Source organism: Pseudomonas sp. S3_A03 (assembly GCF_054668275.1).
In genome coordinates, this window is the sequence record NZ_CP162753.1 from 4,594,909 (window position 1) to 4,612,587 (window position 17,679).

General features: G+C 61.5%; 14 protein-coding genes and 2 pseudogenes. 15 read left to right on the plus strand and 1 reads right to left on the minus strand.

The window, feature by feature from the left end; all coding sequences use genetic code 11:
* Positions 1–42 precede the first annotated feature (42 nt).
* The 15 genes and pseudogenes from waaF to AB4O25_RS21040 all read left to right on the plus strand — a co-directional run bounded on the left by waaF (position 43) and on the right by AB4O25_RS21040 (position 15,733).
* Positions 43–1,076, plus strand: a pseudogene (gene waaF / locus AB4O25_RS20970) (lipopolysaccharide heptosyltransferase II).
* A 1-nt stretch (position 1,077) separates the two neighbouring features.
* Positions 1,078–2,139 (plus strand): lipopolysaccharide heptosyltransferase I, encoded by a 1,062-nt coding sequence (gene waaC, locus AB4O25_RS20975; RefSeq protein WP_017526474.1) that lies wholly within the window; start codon positions 1,078–1,080, stop codon positions 2,137–2,139.
* Positions 2,139–3,263, plus strand: coding sequence for a glycosyltransferase family 4 protein (locus AB4O25_RS20980; RefSeq protein ID WP_017526473.1), 1,125 nt, complete (start codon positions 2,139–2,141; stop codon positions 3,261–3,263). Before waaC ends, AB4O25_RS20980 begins: the two co-directional genes overlap by 1 nt.
* Entirely contained in the window at positions 3,260–4,066 is an 807-nt protein-coding gene (gene rfaP, locus AB4O25_RS20985; protein ID WP_137220162.1) for a lipopolysaccharide core heptose(I) kinase RfaP, read from the plus strand. The genes AB4O25_RS20980 and rfaP overlap by 4 nt, the downstream gene beginning before the upstream one ends.
* A complete protein-coding gene (locus AB4O25_RS20990; RefSeq protein WP_017526471.1) occupies positions 4,066–4,800 on the plus strand; it encodes a lipopolysaccharide kinase InaA family protein in 735 nt (244 codons plus the stop codon). Before rfaP ends, AB4O25_RS20990 begins: the two co-directional genes overlap by 1 nt.
* Positions 4,797–5,549, plus strand: coding sequence for a lipopolysaccharide kinase InaA family protein (locus AB4O25_RS20995; RefSeq protein WP_017526470.1), 753 nt, complete (start codon positions 4,797–4,799; stop codon positions 5,547–5,549). The genes AB4O25_RS20990 and AB4O25_RS20995 overlap by 4 nt, the downstream gene beginning before the upstream one ends.
* Positions 5,549–7,003 carry a lipopolysaccharide kinase InaA family protein gene (locus AB4O25_RS21000; RefSeq protein ID WP_460149947.1) on the plus strand — a complete coding sequence of 485 codons (1,455 nt, stop codon included), beginning with the start codon at positions 5,549–5,551 and terminating at the stop codon, positions 7,001–7,003. The genes AB4O25_RS20995 and AB4O25_RS21000 overlap by 1 nt, the downstream gene beginning before the upstream one ends.
* 104 nt (positions 7,004–7,107) lie before the next feature.
* The gene (locus AB4O25_RS21005; RefSeq protein ID WP_065879462.1) at positions 7,108–7,443 is read left to right on the plus strand and encodes a YceK/YidQ family lipoprotein; all 336 of its coding nucleotides are present in this window, start codon (positions 7,108–7,110) and stop codon (positions 7,441–7,443) included.
* A 134-nt stretch (positions 7,444–7,577) separates the two neighbouring features.
* Positions 7,578–9,335: a carbamoyltransferase family protein gene (locus AB4O25_RS21010; protein WP_116078996.1), complete on the plus strand. Its 1,758-nt coding sequence runs from the start codon at positions 7,578–7,580 to the stop codon at positions 9,333–9,335.
* Positions 9,319–10,449 (plus strand): glycosyltransferase, encoded by a 1,131-nt coding sequence (locus AB4O25_RS21015; protein ID WP_116078998.1) that lies wholly within the window; start codon positions 9,319–9,321, stop codon positions 10,447–10,449. Before AB4O25_RS21010 ends, AB4O25_RS21015 begins: the two co-directional genes overlap by 17 nt.
* Complete coding sequence (locus tag AB4O25_RS21020) at positions 10,449–11,345, plus strand: antimicrobial resistance protein Mig-14 (RefSeq protein ID WP_017526465.1); 897 nt, start codon at positions 10,449–10,451, stop codon at positions 11,343–11,345. The genes AB4O25_RS21015 and AB4O25_RS21020 overlap by 1 nt, the downstream gene beginning before the upstream one ends.
* A complete protein-coding gene (locus AB4O25_RS21025) occupies positions 11,342–12,757 on the plus strand; it encodes a PIG-L deacetylase family protein (protein WP_065879460.1) in 1,416 nt (471 codons plus the stop codon). The genes AB4O25_RS21020 and AB4O25_RS21025 overlap by 4 nt, the downstream gene beginning before the upstream one ends.
* Before the next feature lie 59 nt (positions 12,758–12,816).
* Positions 12,817–13,701 (plus strand): DUF6625 family protein, encoded by an 885-nt coding sequence (locus AB4O25_RS21030; RefSeq protein ID WP_017526463.1) that lies wholly within the window; start codon positions 12,817–12,819, stop codon positions 13,699–13,701.
* On the plus strand, positions 13,698–14,852 hold the full coding sequence (locus AB4O25_RS21035; RefSeq protein WP_460149948.1) for a glycosyltransferase family 4 protein: 1,155 nt from the start codon (positions 13,698–13,700) through the stop codon (positions 14,850–14,852). The genes AB4O25_RS21030 and AB4O25_RS21035 overlap by 4 nt, the downstream gene beginning before the upstream one ends.
* A complete protein-coding gene (locus AB4O25_RS21040) occupies positions 14,849–15,733 on the plus strand; it encodes a glycosyltransferase (RefSeq protein WP_460149949.1) in 885 nt (294 codons plus the stop codon). Before AB4O25_RS21035 ends, AB4O25_RS21040 begins: the two co-directional genes overlap by 4 nt.
* Before the next feature lie 27 nt (positions 15,734–15,760).
* Here AB4O25_RS21040 and AB4O25_RS21045 read toward each other — a convergent pair.
* Positions 15,761–17,645: pseudogene (locus tag AB4O25_RS21045) on the minus strand (O-antigen ligase family protein).
* Between the last annotated feature and the right edge of the window lie 34 nt (positions 17,646–17,679).

Below are 17,679 nucleotides of genomic sequence, written 5' to 3' on the forward strand. Positions count from 1 at the left end.
GCGGGGAGGCATAAGCCTCCCCGCATCGTTTGTGGAAACTACATGAATATTCTGATCGTTGGGCCCAGTTGGGTCGGTGACATGGTGATGGCACAGACACTGTTCGAGTGCCTGCGCCAGCGCCATCCAGGCTGCCAGATCGACGTGCTCGCCCCCGAGTGGAGCCGGCCGATCCTTGAGCGCATGCCGCAAGTGCGCGAGGCCTTGAGCTTTCCGCTCGGCCACGGCGCCCTGGAACTGGCCACGCGCCGTCGCATCGGCAAATCCCTGGCCGGCCGGTATGACCAGGCCATCCTGCTGCCCAACTCGCTGAAATCGGCGCTGGTGCCGTATTTTGCCGGCATCCCCAAGCGCACCGGTTGGCGCGGCGAGTTCCGCTACGTGCTGCTCAACGACGTGCGCACGCTCGATAAAGCGCGCTACCCGCTGATGATCGAGCGCTTCATGGCCCTGGCCTATGCGCCGGGTGCCGAGTTGCCCAAGCCGTACCCGCGCCCGCGCCTGCGGATCGACCCGGTCACCCGCGACGCGGCGCTGGCCAAGTTCGGCCTGAGCCTGGATCGCCCGGTATTGGCGCTGTGCCCGGGCGCTGAGTTTGGCGAGTCCAAGCGCTGGCCGGCGGAGCACTACGCCAAAGTCGCCGAGACGAAGATTCGCGAAGGCTGGCAGGTGTGGTTGTTCGGCTCGAAAAAGATCATCCGGTGGGTGAAGATATCCGCCAGCGCTTGATACCGGGCCTGCGCGAGGAGGCGGTGAACCTCAGTGGCGACACGTCGCTGGCCGAGGCGATTGACCTGCTGTCCTGCGCGGATTCGGTGGTGTCCAACGACTCCGGCCTGATGCACGTGGCCGCGGCGCTGAATCGCCCGTTGGTGGCGGTGTACGGCTCCACCTCGCCAGGGTTCACCCCGCCGTTGGCCGACAAGGTCGAAGTGGTGCGCCTGGGCCTGGATTGCAGCCCGTGTTTTGATCGGACCTGCCGTTTCGGCCATTACAACTGCATGCGCCAGTTGCTGCCGCAGCCGGTAAACGATGCCTTGCAGCGGTTGCAGGGCACAGTGGTCGAGGTTAATTGAGTTGCGGGTACTGGTAATCAAGACCTCATCCCTGGGCGACGTGATCCATGCGTTGCCGGCACTCACCGACGCGGCGCGGGCGATCCCCGGCATTCAATTCGATTGGGTGGTGGAAGAGGGCTTTGCCGAGATCCCCACCTGGCACCCGGCGGTAGACAAGGTTATCAAGGTGGCGATTCGCCGCTGGCGCAAGAACCTCTGGCAAACCATCAAGAGCGGTGAATGGCGGCGCTTCAAGCAGCAAGTCCAGTCGACCAAATACGACCTGGTGATCGACGCCCAAGGCCTGCTCAAGAGCGCCTGGCTGACCCGTTATGTGCGTGCGCCGGTGGCCGGTTTCGACAAAAGCTCCGCCCGTGAACCGCTCGCCGCGCGCTTCTACTCGCGACGCCTGGCGGTGGCCCGTGGGCAGCATGCGGTGGAGCGTTTGCGCCAGTTGTTCGCCGTAGCGCTGGGTTATGACTTGCCCAAAGGCTTGGGCGACTACGGCTTGAGCGTCGACAAACTGCTCGGCCTGCCGCCGAAAAAGCCGTTTGTGCTGCTGTTGCACGGCACCACCTGGGACACCAAGCACTGGCCCGAAGCCTACTGGCGTGAGCTTGCCGAACGCATGGGGCGCCTGGGCGTGGACGTGAAGCTGCCATGGGGCAACGCCGCCGAAAAGGCCCGCGCCGAACGCCTGGCCCAAGGCCTGGGCAACGCCGAAGTACTGCCCAAGTTGAACCTGGCCGGGGTGGCCCGCGTGCTGGCCGGCGCCCGCGCCTGTGTGGCGGTGGACACTGGCCTCGGCCATTTGGCCGCCGCACTGGATGTGCCGACCATTTCTTTGTTCGGCCCCACCAACCCCGGCCTCACCGGCGCCTATGGCAAGGGCCAGATTCACTTGGCCAGCGACTGGCCGTGCGCGCCCTGCCTGCAAAAGCTATGTACCTATCAACCGACGGCCGACGACCTGCGTCGGTTCGACATCAAGCGCGAGTCGCCCCTGTGCTTTACGCGCTTGAACCCTGAGCGTGTGGCCAGCCGACTGAGCACGTTGTTATTGGCTGAGGAGCTGCACTGATGCAACTGGCGTTTGTTCTGTACAAGTATTTCCCGTTCGGCGGCCTGCAGCGGGACTTCATGCGCATCGCCCTGGAGTGCCAGCAGCGCGGCCATCAGATTCGTGTGTATACGCTGATCTGGGAAGGCGACATTCCACCCGGCTTCGAAGTGCTGGTGGCGCCGGTCAAGGCGTTCTTCAACCATCGGCGCAACGAGAAACTCAGCGCCTGGATGGCGGCCGACCTGGCCAAGCGCCCGGTGGATCGACTGATCGGCTTCAACAAAATGCCCGGCCTCGACGTGTACTACGCCGCCGATGGCTGCTTTGAAGACAAGGCGCAAAACCTGCGCCATTCGCTGTACCGCTATTTTGGCCGCTACAAACACTTTGCCGACTACGAACGCGCGGTGTTCGCCAAAGACGCCAAGACCGAAGTCCTGATGATTTCCGAGGTGCAGCAGCCGCTGTTCATCAAGCATTACGACACCCCGCTGGAACGCTTCCACCTGCTGCCGCCGGGTATCGCCCAGGACCGTCGCGCGCCGCCGGATGCGGCGCACATTCGCGAAGGTTTCCGTAAGGAATTCAACCTGGCGGATGACGACCTGCTGCTGGTGCAGATCGGCTCGGGCTTCAAGACCAAGGGGGTCGACCGCAGCCTCAAAGCCGTGGCTGCGTTGCCGGCGCAATTGAAGAAACGTACGCGCCTGTTTGTAATTGGCCAGGACGACCCCAAAGTATTCCAATTGCAGAGCGCCACGTTGGGCTTGGGCGATAACGTGCAGTTCCTCAAGGGGCGCAGCGATATCCCGCGTTTCCTGCTGGGCGCCGACCTGTTGATCCACCCGGCGTACAACGAAAACACCGGCACCGTCTTGCTCGAAGCCCTGGTGGCCGGGTTGCCGGTGCTGGTCTCGGCGGTGTGTGGTTATGCCCACTACATCAGTGAGGCCGACAGCGGCCTGGTGCTGGATGAGCCCTTCGAACAAACCCAGCTCAACGGCTACCTGACGCGCATGTTGAGTGATTCTGCACAGCGCGCGGCCTGGGGCCGCAACGGGTTGGCCTTCGCCGAGACGGCCGACCTCTACAGCATGCCGCAGCACGCGGCGGATGTGATCCTGGCGGAGCCAAAACGATGAAGTTGATGCTTGCCGAACCGTTCAAGACCCTCTGGGCCGGGCGTGATGCGTTCGTCGCCGTCGAGGCGCTGGAAGGCGAGGTCTACCGTGAGCTTGAAGCGCGTCGCACCCTGCGCACGGTGGTCGATGGCCGTGGCTATTTCGTGAAGATCCACCGCGGCATCGGCTGGGGCGAGATCGTCAAGAACCTGGTCACCGCCAAGCTTCCGGTGCTGGGCGCGGGCCAGGAATGGCTGGCGATCCAGCGCTTGCAGCAACTGGGCGTGCCGACCATGACCGCCGTGGCCTACGGCGAGCGCGGCAGCAACCCGGCCGACCAGCACTCGTTCATCATCACCGAGGAGCTGGCGCCCACCGTCAGCCTGGAAGACTTCAGCATCGATTGGCTCAAGCAGCCGCCCGAGCCGCGTCTCAAGCGCGCGCTGATCGCCGAAGTGGCGCGCATGACCGGCATGATGCATCGCGGTGGGGTCAACCACCGTGACTGTTACATCTGCCACTTCCTGCTGCACACCGACACGCCGGTGACCGCCGATCACTTCAGGCTCTCGGTGATCGACCTGCACCGCGCCCAGACTCGCGACAAGATCAGCCATCGCTGGCGTGACAAGGACCTGGCCGCGCTGTACTTCTCGGCGCTGGACATCGGCCTGACGCGCCGCGACAAACTGCGCTTCCTCAAGGGTTACTTCCAGCAGCCGCTGCGCCAGATCCTCGCCGAAGAGGCCGCGTTGCTGCAGTGGCTGCAGGGCAAGGCCGACAAGCTCTACGCGCGTAAGCAGCGATACGGGGATGCGCTCTGATGGCGGGTTGGAACCTGGAACCTGCCTATGCCGCCCTGGCGGACGACTTTGGAAGCCTCGAAGCGGTGTTCGCGCTGCAGGGCGAGCGGCTAACACGCGACCCGTTGTCGGAAGTGATCCGGGTGCAGCGTGACGGAGTCAATTACTACGTCAAGCGCTACGTCGGCGCCGGCAAGGGCTTGCGTCGCTACCTGGGCAAGCCGCGGGTCAAGTCCGAATGGCAGAACCTCAAACGCTTCGCCAAGTGGGGCATTCCCACCGCCGACGTGGTGGCCTGGGGCTTGGAGCGCAACGGCCTGGCCTACGATCGCGGCGCGATGATCACCCGTGAATTGCCGAAAACAGAAGACCTCTCCGCCCTGGCCGATCGCAAAGATACGCGCCTGCGCGACCCCAAGTGGGTGAGCGTGATCAGCCGCCAGCTCGCCGAATATACGCGCACGATGCACGATCACCGCTTCACTCATAACGACTTGAAGTGGCGCAACCTGTTGGTCGACGACCAGCAGACCCTGTACCTGATCGATTGCCCCAACGGCGATTTCTGGCGTGGTTTCTGGCTTAAGTACCGCATTACCAAAGACCTGGCGTGCCTGGACAAGGTGGCCAAATATCACCTGTCGGCTACCCAGCGCTTGCGTTTCTACATGCAGTACCGTGGGTGTCGGCGACTGACCGAGTCTGACAAGCGGCGTATTCGCCACGTAGTGAAGTTTTTCGAGGGGCGCGAATGAGTGATTTCCTGGCGGCTGAAGACCGTGCCTTGCTGGAGCGCAATGGCCTGGCGACGTTCGACGCGTTGTGGGCCAAGCAGTTGGACGCGGTTGACGAGCCCAATACCAGTGGCGGCGGCTGGAGCAGCGTATTTCGGCTGGAACTCGACGGCCACGCTTATTACCTCAAGCGCCAAAGCAATTACCTCACTCGCAGCCTTCGCAAGCCGTTGGGTGAGCCGAGTTTCTCTCGTGAGTTTCGCAATATCAGCCGTTACCGCACGCTGGGTATCCCGGCGTTGCAGGCGGCGTTCTATGGCGAGCGAAAAGTGGCGGGTGAGTACCGCGCGATGTTATTGACCCGGGCCCTGGATGGCTGGAATGACCTTGATTCGCTGCTCGAGCAATGGCCGTCGCTGAGCGAGGCCCAGCACCGCGCCATTCTGCTGGCCTGCGGCAAGCTTGCGCGTCAGTTGCACGGCGTCGGTCAGGTGCACGGCTGTTTCTATCCCAAGCATATTTTCCTGCAGGCCACCGGTGACGGTTACGCCGCGCAGTTGATCGACCTGGAGAAAACCCGCCCGCTGTTGTTCGGCTGGCGTGACCGGGTCAAGGACCTGGAGCCGTTGTTGCGCCGCGCGCCGCAGTGGTCGGATGCGCAGGTGCGCCAACTGCTGGCGGCCTATGCCGACCAGCCGCAAGACAGCGCGCTGGTCGCCACTTGGCTGCAACGCCTGACGACGCGGCGTAGCCACAAGGAGAACCGCTGATGCGCCTGTCCGAGCTGAAAAACGCCGGCCGCACACCGAGCCTGCCCCTGACCCTCGACCTGGCGGATGCCGCAGGCCCCGGCCAACTGCAACTGCTGAGCCTGTTGCGCGTAATGCCTGGCGAGCGTTATGTGGGTGCAGCGGTGTGGCGCGGGCGCCCGGTGCTGGCCAAGTTGTTGGTGGGCAGCAAGGCTGCGCGGCACTTTCAGCGTGAACTCAGCGGCGTGCGCCTGTTGGCCGAGCAAGGCCTGACCACGCCTTTGCTGTTGGCCGATGGGTTGCAGGAGGGCGAAGGGGGCTGGCTGCTGTTCGAGTTTATCGAAGGCGCCGAAAGCTTGGCCGACGCCTGGCACGCGGTCGAAAGCCTGCCGCCATTGGCTGACGAGCAAACCGCCGTGCTTGCCCAGGCGTTGGGTGCGATTGCGCACATGCACACGCAAGGCTTGTGGCAGGAAGATCTGCACCTGGACAACCTGCTGCGTCAGGGCGACAAACTGTACTTGATCGACGGTGCCGGTATCCGTGTCGAAGAGGCGGGCAAGCCGCTGTCGCGTCACCGAGTGCTGGAAAACCTCGGCGTGTTTTTCGCCCAGCTGCCCAAAAACCTCGAGCCGTTTACCGAAGAGTTGCTGGTGTACTACCTGCTCGGCAATGGCGAACATGCGTTGCCGCTGCAAGCGCTGGAGAAACAGGTGCGCAAGGTCAGCGCCTGGCGCTTGAAGGACTTTTTGAACAAGGTCGGCCGCGAATGCACGCTGTTCAGCGTGGCTCGCGGCGCATTTGGCTTGCGCGCGATTCGGCGTGAAGAAGAGCCTGCGATGCTGCCGGTACTGGAGCAGGCCGATGCGCTGCTCGACAACGGCCACATGTACAAGACCGGCGGCGCCGCCAGCGTGGCCAAGGTCGAAGTGGACGGTCGCGCGCTGGTGATCAAGCGCTACAACATCAAGGGCTTCGCTCATTGGCTCAAGCGCTTCTGGCGCCCGAGCCGCGCCTGGCATTCATGGCGCGAAGGCAACCGCCTGGCGTTTCTCGGCATCGCTACGCCAACGCCGTTGGCCGTGCTGGAAAAGCGTTTTTTCTGGCTGCGCAGCCGTGCTTACCTGATCACCGAATACCTGCCGGGGCCGGACATCATCGAGCGCTTCGCGCCCTACGTCGAACACGGCGACGCGCCGGAAAACGAATTGCTGGCGCTGGATCACCTGTTTGCCGAACTGATCCGCGAGCGCATCAGCCATGGCGACTTCAAGGGCCATAACCTGTTCTGGCATGAAGGCCGCTGGGCGCTGATCGACCTCGATGCCATGTGCCAGCACCACTCGGCCGCCAGCTTCGCGCCGGCGTTTGCCCGGGACCGCGCGCGGTTCATGCGGAACTGGCCGCGGGAGAGTGCGTTGTATCAGTTGATCGATCAGCGGTTACCCAGGGAGGTCGACGCCCCTGGCCGTTAAGCGGAACAGGACGTTTCCCACGCCAATTGGCGCATCCAGGCTCTGAACAACGGGTTTCGTGGTGCTAGATTTCCGCTCCCTTTTGATTAAAAGAAGAGCGGGTCATGCGCACTAAAATTGTCGGGTTATGGGTATTGGGGTGGGCATCCTTGGTTGTGAGTGGCTGCGGTACGGTGACCACGGCATTGCGCGAAGACGCCGTCACCGTCCAGGCGCTCAAGGCGAAAAAAACCTATTGCGAGTCTGTCCCACGTATCTACAGCGGTGTGGCCTACAACCTGTGTGTATTGCATGGGCCGCCGAATTCGCGAGCGGGGTTCACATTGAATAGCGTTCCCTGGGCTTTCATCGATGTGCCCCTCTCGGGTGTCATGGACACGCTCATCCTGCCCTATACGATCTACCGGCAAAGTGCCGACGGCAGCATTGAGCTTCGCTAGCCCTTTGTCGCTAACTGCTTTTCAACGCTTTTACGCTATAATCCCGCCCTTTAGCTGTTTCTCGCCCAGGCGGGATGCACACTTTTTTCAGGCGCAACCCGCCTGCATGCTGACCAAAAAGAGGCTAGACCCCTGTGGCATTGACGATTCTTGGCCTGTCCGGCGCCCTTAGCCATGATCCTTCCGCAGCCCTGTATATCGACGGCAAGCTGATCGCGGCCGCCGAAGAAGAGCGCTTCGTGCGCGACAAACATGCAAAGAACCGCATGCCCTACGAGTCGGCGAAGTTCTGCCTGGAGCAGGCCGGCATCAAACCTTGCGACGTTGACGTGGTGGCCATTCCGTTCGCCCCGATCAGCCTGTTCGGCGAGGCGCGCTGGCACTACGCCAAGCGTTACTGGTACGCCCCTGACCGTGCGCTCGACGCGATCCTGATGGGCAACCGTCGCTACAAGCGCTACCGCAACAAGATCGTCTGGTGCCTGGAGCAACTGGGTTTCGATCCGAAGAAAATCAAGATCGAACCGGTTGAACACCACCTGGCCCACGCTTCCAGCGCCTACCACTGCTCGGGTTTCCAGGAAAAAACCGCGATCCTCGGTATCGACGGTAAAGGTGAGTACGCAACCACGTTCTTCGGCTACGGCGAGAACGGCAAGATCCACAAGATCAAGGAATTCTACGACCCTGATTCCCTCGGTGGCCTGTATGGCGCGATCACCGAGTTTCTCGGTTTCGAGATGCTCGACGGCGAGTTCAAGGTCATGGGCATGGCGCCGTACGGCGATGCCAGCAAATACGATTTCTCGCGCCTGGCCTCCTTTGAAAACGGCGAATTGGTGATCAACACCGACTACGCCAACGTCATCGGCTTGCGCCGCTATAAAGAGAAGGGCAAGGGTTTCTACTTTTCGCCAAAACTGATCGAGTGGCTGGGCCCGAAACGCGAAGGCGACATCGCCGACGAGCCTTACATCCACTACGCCGCGAGCATGCAAGCGCTGTTCGAGAAGCTGGCCTTGCAGATGATCGACCACTACCTGGGCGACATCCTCAAGGACACCGGCAAACTGGCCTTCGCCGGCGGCTGCGCGCTGAACGTCAAGCTGAACCAGAAGATCATCGCCCGCGACGACGTCAAGGAACTGTTCGTGCAGCCGGCGTCCGGCGATGCCGGCACCGCTGTCGGTGCGGCCGCCTACGTGTCCCACGCCCGTGGTGTGCCGGTGGAGAAGATGGAACACGTCTATCTCGGCCCGTCCTACAGCAACGAAGATGTGATCGCCGCGTGCGCCAGGCACGAGAGCAAGCCGAACTGGCGCAAAATCGAGAATATGCCCCAGCGCATCGCCAAGATCATGGTCGACGGCAACCCGGTGGCCTGGTTCCAGGGCCGCATGGAGTTTGGCCCGCGCGCGTTGGGCGGTCGCTCGATCATCGGTTGCCCGAGCGCGACCGGCGTAGCGGATCGCATCAACCACCAGATCAAGTTCCGCGAGCGCTGGAGGCCTTTCTGCCCGTCGATGCTCGACACCGTCGCCCCGCAGATGATCAAGGTCGATCACCCGGCGCCGTTCATGACCTTCACCTTTGAAGTCGCCGAAGAATGGAAGGCCCGTGTGCCGGAAGTGGTCCATGAAGATGGCACCTCCCGCGCCCAGGTGCTCAAGCGCGAATACAACCCGCGTTACTACGACATGATGAAAGAGCTCGAAGTACTGACCGGCAACGGCGTGTCGCTGAACACCTCGCTCAACCGTCGTGGCGAAGCGATGATCTGCTCGCCGAAAGACGCGCTGGACATGTTCTTCGGCTCTGACCTGCAATACCTGATCATGGAAGACATCCTGGTCGTCAAAGACGGCGTGGATCCTTATGACGCGCTCGGCTGACCGCCACGTCCTGCAGTTTTGCCACGGTTACGATGGGCCGTTCCTGGACTGCGCACGGCAATACGCCAGTTTGTTCGCAGGCACAGGCTACAAGGTGACCACGGTGTTTCTCACCGGGGTCGCCGACCCGCAAGTGGCCGCCGGTTGCGCGTCCGATGAGGTGTTGTTCATGGAGTTCAGCTCCAAGGCCATTCGTGGTTTGAAGCTGGGCGCCATCCGTGAGCTGCGCAAAATCGCTGCGTCGCGCAACTTCAGTTTTTGTATTGCGCATCGCTTCAAGCCGATCTACATCGCCTTGCTCGGTACGCGGCTGCCGGTGATCGGTGTGCATCACGCCTTTGGGGATTACCTGCGTGGCAGCCGCAAGCTGTTTGCCGGGTTTTTCCGCAAGCGCCTGAGCCTGCTCGGGGTTTCCGACGCGGTGCGTGACGACATGCGCCGCTGTCTGCCGGCCTGGCCTGCGGCGCGTATCCAGACCTTGTATAACCGCATTGATGTCGACGCGTTGCAGGCCATTCAGGTGCCTGTGGACGAGGCGCGCGACGCCTTGGGCGTGTCGCCGGACGAATGGGTAGTCGGCAATGTCGGCCGCCTGCACCCGGACAAGGACCAGGCCACGCTGCTCAAGGGCTTTGCCCTGGCGCTGCCGCACTTACCGGCGCAAAGCCGCCTGGCGATCCTCGGTACCGGGCGGCTGGAGCAAGACCTGAAAAGCCAGGCCCGCGAACTGGGTATTGCCGACAACGTGCTGTTCCTCGGCCAGGTGCCGGATGCGCGCCGCTATTTTCGCGCGTTCGATGTGTTTGCCCTGAGTTCCGATCACGAACCGTTCGGCATGGTGTTGCTCGAAGCCATGGCGGCCGGCGTGCCGTTGCTGGCCACGGCGTGTGGCGGTGCGCGGGAAGTGGTCGAAGGCGTGGGTATCCTGTTTCCCTTCGGCGACGCCGAACACCTCGCCCAGGGGCTGCGGCACCTGGCGGCAATGGATCACCACCAGCGACGGCAGTGCGCCGAGATGATGCTGGAGCGTCTGCGCACGCATTTCTCGGATCAGGCGGTACGCGATACCTTCTGGCAACTGCCGCATGTTATTGAACTGACTGCGGGGGCTTGATGCTCAATCGATTCCAAGGTTGGCGCGAGCGCGGCTGGTCCGTCGTCGACGCACCTGCCTACAGCGACGCCTGGCAACGCTTTGGCGGCAGCGTCGCCACCCATCCGCAGGTGATCGAACGCCTGGCCGGGTTGGCCGATATCCCGGTGCGCTACCTGGCCTGGGAACAGGGCGGTGAGTTGCAGGCGTGTATCGCCACCTGGGGGCGCGACCTGGCGTTGTCCAAAGATGTGCTCAAGCAAAAGGGCAAGAAAGGCCTGTTTGACCTGGGCAATGCCGAGTTGATCCTGCCGGCCGCCGCTAACGCCCAGGCGCCGTTGCGTCATCGCGCACGTTACCTGTCGACCTTGAACGAAGGCCGTTTCAGCGGTCTCAAGTTGCAGGCCGAGCAGTTGGCCATGGCGCGAACCCCGGAAGAGCTGTCGAAGAAGTTTCGCTACAACCAGCGCCGCGAACTGCGCCTGCTGGAGGAGGCCGGGGGAGTGGTGCGACCGGTGAGTGAGTTTTCCAGTCGGGAGCTGGCGGCGATCTACTGCGATTTGTTCCTGCGTCGCTGGGGCTTTGTCGCCACGGGCGCCGAGCGCATGGCCGAGGTGATCGAGCTGCTGCGTGAATGGCTGATCGGCTCGGTGATCTTCCTCAACGAGGCGCCCATTGCCGTTCAGTTGGTGTACCGGGTCGAGTCGCCCGAGTGGATCAGCGTGGAATACGTCAACGGCGGTGTTGACCCGCAAACTCGCGCGTTCAGCCCGGGTAGCGTGTTGAGCTTCCTCAACACCCAAAGCGCCTGGGAACAGGCGCGCGAACTCGGCAAGCCGCTGCGTTTTTCCTTTGGGCGTGCCGACCGCGAATACAAGGACCGTTGGTGCAACCCCGTGCCGGTATTCAGCGTATGAGTGAGTCCGCGAGCCGTAAACAGGCGCTGCTCAAGCGCCATCGTCGTAATAAACGCATAAGCCTGTTGGTCGGCTTGCTGCTGTTGGTCTGCATCGGTGTGATGGTGGCCTGGTGGTTGCCGCTGCTGTTGGCGGTCGTGGGGTGGGTGGCCCATGAAGCCTGGTTTGCCGACCACCTGTTTTACTCGCCCAGCGACGACTATCAGTATCAGTTCGAGTCGCCGGATGAGCAGCCGCCAGTCAGCTTGGAAAATGGCCGGCTGGTGCTGGGCCAGGCGCTGGAGCTGTCGGGCGATGAGACGCTGGTCCTGGCGCTGCGCCTCAAGAGTGGTTGGTTGGGCCGCTTTATCGACCCCTGTATTGAATTGCCCGGGGGCGATCGTCAGGTCTTCGAGCGCGGCGTCGATGGGCTGCGCTACCTGAACCTCACCGGCCAGACGCAAGCCTTGATCGAGGGGCGGCTTGTGTTGCGCGGTCGCTTCTGTCGCGTGTTGGGCGCGCCGGTGCTGTCTGTATTCCGTCAGCCCGATGTGTGCCGGCAACGCATCATGGTCATTGCGCCCCATGCCGATGATGCCGAGCTTGCGGCTTTTGGCCTGTACAGCCAGGCCACGCAGCCGTGGATTGTGACGTTGACGGCCGGCGAGATCGAAGCCGGGCATTACCAGCAAATGGGCCTGAGCAAGCCTGACGCCGCACGGCTCAAAGGGCGTTTGCGAGCCTGGGACAGTATTGCCGTGCCGCGCTGGGCCGGGGTGGCACAGGAAAATTGCGTGCAGTTGGGGTATTTCTGCCTGCAACTGGCGGCGATGAAGGCTGAGCCTGACCGCGCAGTGGCTTCCCGAGAAGCCGATTTGAGTGATATCCGCCTATTTCGCCAGTTCAATCCGTTCCCGTTGCCTGCGGACGCCGATGGCTTACCGACCTGGAACAACCTGGTGGCGGACCTGCGGGCGCTGCTGCTGAAGGCGCGGCCTGAGGTCATCGTGCTGCCTCATCCGGTGCTCGATCCGCACCCCGATCATATCTGCGCCCAGCAAGCCGTGCTGGAGGCCTTGCAGGGGCTGGCATGGCAGCCGGACACATTACTCGGCTACGCCAACCACCTGCATGACAATGACCGCTGGCCGATGGGGGATTCAGGGGCCAGTGTCGCTTTGCCACCCTGCTTTGATCCAACGTACACTTTGCGACCTTATTGCCTGTCGTTATCCGCGCAGCGCCAGTGTGACAAGGCGATGTCGCTTGGCATGATGCATGACCTGCAACCAAGGATGCCGTTCAAGCGGCGGGTGCGGCGGCTGATTCAACGCGTATTGGCTGCACGGGCGGTCTCGCCCTGGGGCGAGAACGAATTTTTCCGCAAGGCCATTCGGCGCCATGAACTTTTTTGGGTCATCAAGCACAAGTAACGTATGCCACGTACCTGGGGCGCAGAGCGCTCCATTAAAAAATGACAGTGAGTCTCCTTGTGATCAAACAGTGCCCTCGCATTCTGTTCCTCATCCCTTACTTTGGCCGTTGGCCGTTCTGGATGCCCTTTTTTCTCGAAAGCTGCCGGCATAACGCCGATATTGACTGGCTGCTGTTCAGCGATTGCCCGGTTCCAAATAACGTGCCTGACAACGTCAGGATTGAAAGCATTACGTTTGCCGATTATTGCGCGTTGGTTTCACGGCGGTTGAATATCAAGTTTGCGCCTCAGCAGGCCTACAAGTTGTGTGACATCAAGCCTGCGCTGGGGCATATCCATGCTGATCGCCTCACGGGTTATGACTTCTGGGCGTTTGGTGACCTGGATTTGATCTATGGCAACCTGCGCCGGTATTTCACCGCCGAGCGCCTGGCTGGTTTTGACCTGTTCTCGACACATGAGCGACGGGTCGCCGGCCATTTGTGCCTGATGCGTAACACCGCCAGAAAGCGCGAAGTGTTTATGCAGATGAAGGATTGGGAAGCGCGCTTCACTGATCAGGAGCATCATGCGCTGGATGAAGGGGCCTTCAGTAGGATCTTTCTGTGGCGTAAGAACTTTCCGAAGCCGTTGTTCGAGCTGGTGGGTAAGTTCAACCCCTGGCGCCGTCGCAGTGATTTCACCGAGGCGTACAGTACGCCCGGTGGTGTGATCAAGTGGCATGACGGCACTGACCGCTTCCCGCACCAATGGTTTTGGAAGAAGGGTCGCTTGACCAATGACCGGGATGGCGACCGGGAATTTCCGTATTTTCATTTCGTCTGTTGGAAGCGTAATCAGTGGTCGTCGCTGCCGCCGCCAAGCGCCGAGCACGTCGAGGCGCTGGCCGCCGAGACGTCCTGGGTCGTTGATGCCGAAGGTTTCCATCGAGGAGAGTTATGAGCCGGCGTTTCAAAGTCCTGCAATTGCAGCCGGACTACAATGTTAAATCCCATGATTTTGCCGACCTGGCCGAACAGATCGTCAAAGCGCTGCCCGCTGACCGCTACGAAGTCACCGCAGCGTTCCTGCGGGGCCGACCGGGGCCTGGCGAGCCGACAAGCCGCGCTGCGACCTCCGTCTACTTCGAGTTTCCCGATAAGGCTCTCAAGGGCATGAGATTGCGCGCCATGTGGCGGCTTTATCAGTTTTGTCGCAAGGAAAAGTTTGACGTGGTGGTGTGCAACCGCTTCAAGCCCGTCAACATGATGTTGCAGCTCAATCGGTGGCTGAAGATCCCGTTGTGCATCGGCATTTCCCATGGTTTTGGTGAGTATGACCGTCTCTACCGGCGCAAACAGGCGCAGCGCCTGATCGATGAACACTGGCGTTTCGTGGGTGTATCGCCGGCGGTCAAGCAGTACCTGCTGGATTGCCAGTGCGGGTTTACCGACCGCAACACCTACGCCATTACCAATGCGATCGATATCGAGCAGGCCGAAGCCTTGCAGCATTCGCGTGAAGCCGCGCGCGAGTTGTTGGGCATTGACCCGGCGGTACGCTTGATCGGTGCCTTGGGGCGCCTGGTGCCCGTCAAGGGCCATACCTATTTGGTGCAGGCGTTCGCCGCCCTGAAAGACAAGTACCCGACCGCGCAACTCGCCATCATTGGCGCCGGGCGCGAGGCGTCCAGCCTGGCCGCGCAAATCCAGAGCCTTGGCCTGGATGGTCGCGTGCATTTGCTGGGGTTCAAGGAGAATGCGCTGCAATACGTGCGCGCCTTTGATATCTGGGCAATGCCTTCGCTGGCGGAGGGCCTGGGGCTCGCGCTGCTGGAGGGCATGAGTGGGCGCCTGCCGGTGATCGCCTCGAGCGTACCGGCCATGCTTCCACTGATTGAAGGGGCGGGCGGCCTGGCGGTGGAGCCGGCCAACGTGCCTGAATTGACCCAGGCACTCGACACTTACCTGGCGCTGTCCGATGAAGCGCTCGCGCAGAAAGGCGAGCAGGCCTACCAGTACCTGCAGGCGCAACACGATATCGAGGTGTTCCGCCAGGAGTACCTGGCATTGATCGACTCAGGATTGGCTCAAGCACGCAGGAACGACATATGAATCAGAGTCAGGCCTTGGTCACAGTGATCATCGCGTCTTACAACCATGGGCCCTACATTGAGGACAGCATCCTCAGTGCCTTGAACCAGACGTATCCCAACATCGAACTATTGGTGATTGATGATGGCTCGACAGACGACAGCGTCGAACGCATCCGCCGCCTGCAGGAGCGCTACACGTTCGATTTTCGCGTCCAGCAGAATCAGGGGCTGACCAATACGCTCAACGGTGCTATTGCGCGGGCCAAGGGGGCGCTGATCGTGCCGTTCGGTTCGGACGACATCATGTTGCCCGAGCGTATCGCGATACAGGTTGCGTATATGGATGGCAAGCCTGAGGTGGGAATCTGCGCGGGCAACATCGAGCTGATCGATTCCAATGGCGAGCTTTTCCCGGAAAAACGCCAGCGTCGTGATGTGCCGTTCCGGCGCCTGGACTTCGACGATATGTTCCTGGAGCGTAAACCTTACCCGCCGGCGCCCACGCTGATGATCCGGCGCGAGGCGCTGGAAAAGGTCGGTGGGTTTGACCCTGAGATTCGTCTGGAAGACTTGTTGATCGAGTTGAAAATTACCCGTGCCGGGTACTTCATCGACGGTTTGAACGTGCTCATGGCCCGGTACCGTAAACACGCTACCAACTCGTACAAGAATCATCGATTCATGGTCGACAACATCCTGCGTTCCTACGCGTTGTTCAGTGATCATCCGCAGTACGACGAGGTGCGTTACAAGTTCCTCAGTTCCATGTTCCTCAAGACCTCCAACCGTAATCGGGCGTTGGCTCGTGAGCTGCTGGCACAGATTCCTTTCCGTGCCTGGAACAAGAAGACCTGGCGTGGCCTGGCCCGTCTGTATTTTTCGCCGCTGGAAAAAGACTGAACCCGGCGCCGCTACGCCGGGTCAACGTTAGCGTGTTGCCGCCGGCCCCGTAGCCTGCGGCGTGCGTAGCGTGAACGACTGGGCCTGCTCGCGGATGCTCAGCGTGGCTTGTGGGGATGCAACGCACGCGTAGCCCGTGGCCAGTTGTTCAAAGTGAGTTTCGAACAGCCAGCCGCGGTCCTGGGGATAGCGCTGCATATGCTTCAAGTTGCGCTGGCGCAAGGCGTTGCGCAGCGCCGACGGATAGATGCGCATGTCCGCCAGGTCGATCAAGCCGAACTCACCGTCATCCATCAACAGTACGTTGCCCAGATGCAGGGAGCGGAAGTACACGCCGCGTTCGTGCAGTTGAGCGACGAACCGGCCAAAACGCTCTACCAGCGATTCCTGCAGGCTGGTGTCGAGGCCTTGCAGCACCTGGCGCAGTGTCTGACCGGGCAACGGTTGATAGCGAACCGCAGTGCTGCCATCGCGCAGGGTGTACAGGTTGAGCACCGAAGGTGAGGCAATGCCGTGCTCGCGCAGCTGTTGGCTGTTGCGGGCGAAGCGTTCCGACAGCGGGTTGAACCTGCCGGAGGTGTACCAGCGGCGGGCACGGAACAGCTTCAGGAAGCTGCCGTCTTCCAGGCGCAGGACTTTCGGGCCCAGACCGTCGGCTTCAACGACGTGGGCGTTGGCACACAATTGTTCGCGAGCCTGTGGAGCAAGCGTTTGCACGGGCACGCGTAGCAGGCTGCGACGGCGTTGGGCGATGCTCAAGCCGGCAATCAGGGCCAGCGGTATCCATAACAGGAACCAGTGTTCCTTGGGGCGCGAAAGAATCCCGCCGCCTTCGGTCAGGCCGCCGCCAATCCCATAGGCCAGCAGCGAAGAGGCCAGGATGAACAACGGTTGTGCGCGTTGCTGCAGACCTACGTACAGGCCACGGCCGAGCATGAAGACCCATGGGATAAAGCCGATGATGCCAACGTAATAGAGCACGCCCAGGCTGAAACTGTGGGGTTCGCGAAGTTCATAGCCGTCGGAAGGTGTCAGAAAGAGTTCGGCGTTGTAGCTGTGCCCGATCCATGGGTGCTCGGCGATACGTTGCAGGGTCATGCCCCACAACTCGAAGCGCAATGAACTTCCGCGGTTGGTGATCAGCTCGGGGTAAAACAGCAGAGATCGCGGCGCCCAGCAGTACCATGCCGACAATCAGCAGGGCCGAGCGACGGTTGCGGGTGGTGAAGCTCATCCACAGTATCGCCAGCACCAGGGCCACCAGTGGCGTTCTTGAGCCCGTCGCCAGTACGGCGGCGGTCATGATCACCAGGGCAGGCAGGCTGAACATGAACACCTGCAGGCGCTGGGTGGTCATGCAGATATATAGCCAATAGACGCAGAAGAACCCGAATACGTGGGAGCTCAGCAGCGGGTTGTCCAGCGCGCCCAGCCCACCCACCATGCGCAAGCCTTCAGCAAAGTGGGGAGCAAAGGCCACCAGGTTGCACGCACTGACTACCAGGGCGATCACGGCGGCGCTGAAAAAAATCGGCGCCAGCAATTCGCTGCGATAGTGCAGCAGCAAGCCGCACCCGGCGAACAGCATGAACGTGTGCAATGGCGTTTTGAATAAGCCTGAGTCCACCTCGGGTTCCGGGCTCCAGAACAGGCTGATCAGGGCCCAGCCCGCAAACAGCAGGAACGCGATGATCAGTGGCTCGCGCACCAGCTGTTTGAGTTCGCTGGGGCGCAGGCAAAGCAGCACAAGTGCAGGGGCACTGAACAGGAGGTAATAGAGCCGGTGCAGGCCATTGCGATTGGCCAGAAAGAACAATGAACTCAGTAACAACAGCAGTCCGACCGGCAAAACCCATAGGACCAGAAAATCGAAAACACGGTTGGAACCGTAGAGAAAACGCTTGGACTGCATAAATGAAGCCATTCCAGAAAGAGAAAGCCGACCA

What these genes read in the sequence shown, in the direction of transcription:
- AB4O25_RS20980 (WP_017526473.1), top strand. Translation starts at nt 2,139, where the DNA reads ATGCAACTGGCGTTTGTTCTGTACAAGTATTTCCCGTTCGGCGGCCTG.
- rfaP (WP_137220162.1), top strand. Translation starts at nt 3,260, where the DNA reads ATGAAGTTGATGCTTGCCGAACCGTTCAAGACCCTCTGGGCCGGGCGT.
- AB4O25_RS20990 (WP_017526471.1), top strand. Translation starts at nt 4,066, where the DNA reads ATGGCGGGTTGGAACCTGGAACCTGCCTATGCCGCCCTGGCGGACGAC.
- AB4O25_RS20995 (WP_017526470.1), top strand. Translation starts at nt 4,797, where the DNA reads ATGAGTGATTTCCTGGCGGCTGAAGACCGTGCCTTGCTGGAGCGCAAT.
- AB4O25_RS21000 (WP_460149947.1), top strand. Translation starts at nt 5,549, where the DNA reads ATGCGCCTGTCCGAGCTGAAAAACGCCGGCCGCACACCGAGCCTGCCC.
- AB4O25_RS21005 (WP_065879462.1), top strand. Translation starts at nt 7,108, where the DNA reads ATGCGCACTAAAATTGTCGGGTTATGGGTATTGGGGTGGGCATCCTTG.
- AB4O25_RS21015 (WP_116078998.1), top strand. Translation starts at nt 9,319, where the DNA reads ATGACGCGCTCGGCTGACCGCCACGTCCTGCAGTTTTGCCACGGTTAC.
- AB4O25_RS21020 (WP_017526465.1), top strand. Translation starts at nt 10,449, where the DNA reads ATGCTCAATCGATTCCAAGGTTGGCGCGAGCGCGGCTGGTCCGTCGTC.
- AB4O25_RS21025 (WP_065879460.1), top strand. Translation starts at nt 11,342, where the DNA reads ATGAGTGAGTCCGCGAGCCGTAAACAGGCGCTGCTCAAGCGCCATCGT.
- AB4O25_RS21035 (WP_460149948.1), top strand. Translation starts at nt 13,698, where the DNA reads ATGAGCCGGCGTTTCAAAGTCCTGCAATTGCAGCCGGACTACAATGTT.
- AB4O25_RS21040 (WP_460149949.1), top strand. Translation starts at nt 14,849, where the DNA reads ATGAATCAGAGTCAGGCCTTGGTCACAGTGATCATCGCGTCTTACAAC.